Origin of the sequence: [Scytonema hofmanni] UTEX 2349 (assembly GCF_000582685.1) — a bacterium.
In the GTDB taxonomy this organism is placed as follows: Bacteria; Cyanobacteriota; Cyanobacteriia; order Cyanobacteriales; family Nostocaceae; genus Hassallia; species Hassallia hofmanni.
The window spans coordinates 1-4,939 of record NZ_ALWD01000160.1; the positions used below are offsets into that span (position 1 = coordinate 1).

Here is a 4,939-nt window from a genome sequence, read left to right on the forward strand (position 1 = left end):
AAGACTTAATAGCTGCAAATGAAACACTTCTTAATTTTTTTAAAGTATATTCCAAATCCTCAAGACAACAGTTGCAAGAACTTACATACTCATCAAGTAAAACTTCAATACGTTCTAAAGTTTTGGGATTATCTTTAAACGCTAATTGCTCCATTGCAATATCTAACAATATTCTAGTTTTTTGCAAACGACTGTTTGTATCCATTGCTTCGAGGATAAGTCGCTTGATGTCAGTTTCATTTTGTGCCATGATAGTTACGCTCCAATGTTAGGTGATTAACTTGGTGAAGTCCTGCTGAGTTAAGAATGTCCAGTTCTTAACTCAGGGGGCATATTTAATTAATTTAATCGTATCACTTTATTTCTTCATTTATCTTCCTAACCAAAACTAAAATTTAGTTCTAAATTCACTAGTAACTTCACCTTCTTCATTCAAAAGTGTAACTGTCGTATCAAAGTGACCTCCAGTTGGTTCAAAACCTGATTTCCGTGCTGTTTCATAATTAGTCAAAATCTCCCAATCACAATCACTACATTTAAAACTAATAGCCTGTAAATTATCATTAGCTTCATAATTCACTTCTAAAGAATTACAAGAAGGACAACGCAATGAGAAAAATAAATTCCTTAAAATGTCATGCATATATTCAAAGCCTCTTAACTAAATCTGGAAAGGTGTAACAAGTATTGCAGATATAAATATTTAATGTCTGCAATCTTGTTACAAGTTTATCACTTTAAATCTTCTTTGCTTATTGTGCCTCCATATAAAACCTGTAACAACTTTGCTATGCAGTCAGCAGTTGACTTTTTAGACTTGATATTTGCAGTGAGAATTTTCTTTGCTTCTTCTAATGCCTTTTGGTAAGTTGTTAGTGTCGATGCTGCTGGAAGTTTGGGATATTTATCTGATTCTGATTCTTCTCCTTTTATTGTTAAGTTTCTATAATCATCAATCAACTTTTCTACCTTGGGAACCAGTGGAAGCGGTACCCTAATTACTGCTGTTTCATAAGGTGCTTTTTTCCCTCTGCCACCTAGAGGCTTAGTCATATAAAAACCTGTAACTGGTTTAGTACTCTCATACTTTAAACTAGTTACAGGTTTAATGTCAATACCTGTTACAGGTTATTTTTCTTTGCGCTGCTGTCTTACAGACTGTTCAATTAAATGAGGCAATATATTGATAACATTGCTGCTGTCTCTAAAATCGTCTACTTGGTTGGTTGCATAATTAGAGGGAACGTCTAAGGTAAATGACTTTATAAACTTATCATCCAAAGTTGTAACTTTTGGTGGTTCTACAAAACTACACCCTGCTGCTTTTAAATCTGCTTTTATCCTATAAAAAGACCGATCACCAATGTCTTCTTTAAGTCCTTGAGAACCATCTCTCTGAACAGCTAACCAAGTAGCATATAATCTATGAGCTTTATCACGTTTATATTTTTGATAAAGCTTCAACTTAACTTCATCAGCTTCTTGCATACCTCTATTTTCTCCTAAAAACCTTTTCAGAAAGTATTGAAGAATTGAAGTTGGGTTGTCAACTTTTCTTATTGTAAAGCCACCCCCCTTATGAACTAATTCATCTCCAGGCTCAATAATTAATGTTTGAGGAGGTGCATAATAAACATCACCATCGTTCAAAGGATGAGGATTATTATCTAAAATCCTTTGATGAATTTCCTCTATACTTAAATTATACTTTTGTCTATTGGTATAACCTATAATTATCATCATACATGCAGAAAGAGCTTCAGGATTATCTTCGGTTATATGGTCATTTAATTCAATAAACTCTTGTGACCACTCAAGCTTAATAGAAGCATTTGTTAAATCAAATACAGTATTTATGTTCTTCGTTTTAAGGTACTGTCTCCTTAATGTCGCCTCATATCTTAAAACTCCTTTGGATAATTCCTCTAGATAATTAATCCATTCTAAAGAAGCTTTATCTTTTAAAAGTATCTTTCGATCATGTTGGAGAAATTCTGGATATTTTAAGTAGAACTTAACGCTGTAAGTAGCTCCAGCAAACAATATTGACTCTGGATAAATTATTGGTTTCTTCCTTGGAAAGTGTAAACGTTTCAAAGAATCAAGAATCTGTTGGGCTATTTTTTGGGAAGGGCATCGCCAAGCATAGCAACAATCAACTCGTAAAACTTTCCAAGTCATTGCATCTGAAAAACGACAATGCAACTGTTTATCCAAAATTTTCTTCAGTTGTGCGAGCGCCTCAGCGAAATCATAAAGCAAATGAATATTATGTCCATACCAAAATTTAGGAACCGAAAGTTCCAAAGTTAAAAATGTTTCTTCTGGAATATAAGTTGGGGAAACATCCCAGCGTATATCTCTATGAAAACTGTGCTGATCCATAAAAGCTAATCCCCGGCAGCGCACAAGTTTTAATTCACCAGAAGAAGGCTGAAACTTCACCCATTGCCAGTTTTCATCTTTCTCTAGAAGCTTTTCAAGTTTGTTATGCTGACTTTGGGTGAGGGGAATACCGAGTTTGAGGGTATCAATCACGAGCTAGAACCTCCTTGCCCTCAAAATTTACTAAAAAACAGAATACTCCAATGTTGCTCATAAGTCCTCTGAAGGGGTAACAGTGCTACACAGTAAGCATAAATACTTAAAATTCGTGAAAAATGTCAGATTTGCACCTTATGTTTGAGCCTGACCAAAACTGACAAATTTGACACAGATGTTGGGGTGTTACTAGAACATTCCCAACATCTACCGGAGGCAGAAATAAAGAACAGGCGTTTATTAACACGCTAAAATACTTATCGCAAGTAACGTCACGCCAGGGCTAAAAGGTAAAAATATCTTTGCAACAGTAGGCTACAGAAGGGATTGAAGCCTACCAAGCTATAAAAGCAGCTGCTGAGAGGTAACATAAATAATTGCTCCACTTTCGGTTAGTGCGTTAGTTGGGGAAGTCGTCTTTGCAAGTGTTGACAGCACTTGCAAGGGCGCGTTTAATCTACAAGTCTTATTCTACAAGGTTTCTGGCTTATTACAATCACAAGAAACCATTTGTAGATCCACTATTGGGTATTTTTCTAGATCATCCTGCTTAGTGTTTCCCCCTTCCCCCCTGAATGAGACATTACGTAATTTGGAACCTCCTGTAAACCCTCGCCGGAGTACCGGCGACCGCAAGCGGCAAGGGGTTGACAGGAGAACCCAAATTACACAGAGGGATTGACACAGGGGGGAAGGGGGAAGAATGGTTGATGATAAATGCAGTTGTACCAAACTCTCTATGAGCTACAGAGTCAATGCAACCAGCTTTTAAACTCACTAAAAGGCTTCAGAATTTAAACCACGCTAATATTTTTTCGGGAAGTTAACTTGCCGCTGGTTTAATCCTTTCAAAAACACCCTTAAATAATAATGGGGAAATTCGCTGGAAACCTATTAGGTTTCCGTGGGGACAAAATCGCCTAAAACCATCACTTATTCAAAACTTACAAATTTATCGTGCAACTTTCACGGTGGAAGTAAAATTAAAAACTTAGAAGTAGTTAAAAGACTTGCACTACATAGATGCTGCAAATTTAACTTCCAAACTTCCAACTTCCAATATCTTAAAATCAGGGGTGGAAGTTACGCGCGATCGCTCAAGAAAAATGGAAATCCTTTGGAAGCCTATCACCAACAGCAACAATGTGATCCACTTGGTTGAAAACTACAGCAGGTCTGCAACTCATTGGGAAAGTTTGTGTGGCAGACGTGGCTCTAAAAAACTTAGTGATTATCTTCAAGAAATTGAGGGTCAGCGTACTTGCTGCGGTGTTTGCAGTGCAATGCAACGAAAAAAAATTCACTCAAAATCCTTGCTAGAAGCCAGTTTTAAGATTACCTAAGTTTAAAAAACTGGTTATTTTTATAGTTGCAACATAACCGATGGATGGTTCAACTATTACCAAACTAAAATGCTCCACTAAGTTTTTATAAACAAAGTTCAAGCAATTTCCAACCAAATATAGTTAAAGAATAAGACAAGTGTAACCATATTATTGTTGGGTTATTGTCATACTATAACCATTGTATAAAGGCACTTTAGTGTCCTTATAGTATGGCTAAAATACTAGATAAAGACCTGCATTATCAGTGAATAATGCAGGTATTGAAAGAGAATAAAGCTATTTTACTTTACATGTGCAAGACTTAATAGCTGCAAATGAAACACTTCTTAATTTTTTTAAAGTATATTCCAAATCCTCAAGACAACAGTTGCAAGAACTTACATACTCATCAAGTAAAACTTCAATACGTTCTAAAGTTTTGGGATTATCTTTAAACGCTAATTGCTCCATTGCAATATCTAACAATATTCTAGTTTTTTGCAAACGACTGTTTGTATCCATTGCTTCGAGGATAAGTCGCTTGATGTCAGTTTCATTTTGTGCCATGATAGTTACGCTCCAATGTTAGGTGATTAACTTGGTGAAGTCCTGCTGAGTTAAGAATGTCCAGTTCTTAACTCAGGGGGCATATTTAATTAATTTAATCGTATCACTTTATTTCTTCATTTATCTTCCTAACCAAAACTAAAATTTAGTTCTAAATTCACTAGTAACTTCACCTTCTTCATTCAAAAGTGTAACTGTCGTATCAAAGTGACCTCCAGTTGGTTCAAAACCTGATTTCCGTGCTGTTTCATAATTAGTCAAAATCTCCCAATCACAATCACTACATTTAAAACTAATAGCCTGTAAATTATCATTAGCTTCATAATTCACTTCTAAAGAATTACAAGAAGGACAACGCAATGAGAAAAATAAATTCCTTAAAATGTCATGCATATATTCAAAGCCTCTTAACTAAATCTGGAAAGGTGTAACAAGTATTGCAGATATAAATATTTAATGTCTGCAATCTTGTTACAAGTTTATCACTTTAAATCTTCTTTGCTTAT

General features: G+C 35.3%; 7 protein-coding genes. 1 reads left to right on the forward strand and 6 read right to left on the reverse strand.

Translation table 11 applies throughout. The annotated features are described in order from the left end of the window. The 4 genes from TOL9009_RS37365 to TOL9009_RS0101240 all read right to left on the reverse strand — a co-directional run. Positions 1-250 (reverse strand): hypothetical protein (locus TOL9009_RS37365; RefSeq protein ID WP_038295645.1); only part of this gene is annotated, 250 nt, incomplete at its 3' end. 138 nt (positions 251-388) lie between these two features. Continuing rightward, on the reverse strand, positions 389-643 hold the full coding sequence (locus tag TOL9009_RS0101230) for a hypothetical protein (RefSeq protein WP_029630621.1): 255 nt from the start codon (positions 641-643) through the stop codon (positions 389-391). A gap of 89 nt (positions 644-732) precedes the next feature. Continuing rightward, entirely contained in the window at positions 733-1,053 is a 321-nt protein-coding gene (locus tag TOL9009_RS0101235) for a hypothetical protein (protein ID WP_029630623.1), read from the reverse strand. Positions 1,054-1,128: 75 nt separating this feature from the next. Further along, positions 1,129-2,538 carry a phage/plasmid replication domain-containing protein gene (locus tag TOL9009_RS0101240; RefSeq protein ID WP_029630625.1) on the reverse strand — a complete coding sequence of 470 codons (1,410 nt, stop codon included), beginning with the start codon at positions 2,536-2,538 and terminating at the stop codon, positions 1,129-1,131. 1,013 nt (positions 2,539-3,551) lie between these two features. Between TOL9009_RS0101240 and TOL9009_RS0101245 the strand changes: the two genes are divergently transcribed. Continuing rightward, positions 3,552-3,884, forward strand: a complete 333-nt coding sequence (locus TOL9009_RS0101245; protein WP_029630627.1) for a hypothetical protein — start codon at positions 3,552-3,554, stop codon at positions 3,882-3,884. A 279-nt stretch (positions 3,885-4,163) separates the two neighbouring features. Here the strand turns inward: TOL9009_RS0101245 and TOL9009_RS0101250 are convergent, their stop codons facing one another. Further along, complete coding sequence (locus TOL9009_RS0101250; RefSeq protein WP_029630628.1) at positions 4,164-4,433, reverse strand: hypothetical protein; 270 nt, start codon at positions 4,431-4,433, stop codon at positions 4,164-4,166. Positions 4,434-4,571: 138 nt separating this feature from the next. Then, positions 4,572-4,826 carry a hypothetical protein gene (locus tag TOL9009_RS0101255; RefSeq protein ID WP_029630621.1) on the reverse strand — a complete coding sequence of 85 codons (255 nt, stop codon included), beginning with the start codon at positions 4,824-4,826 and terminating at the stop codon, positions 4,572-4,574. Between the last annotated feature and the right edge of the window lie 113 nt (positions 4,827-4,939).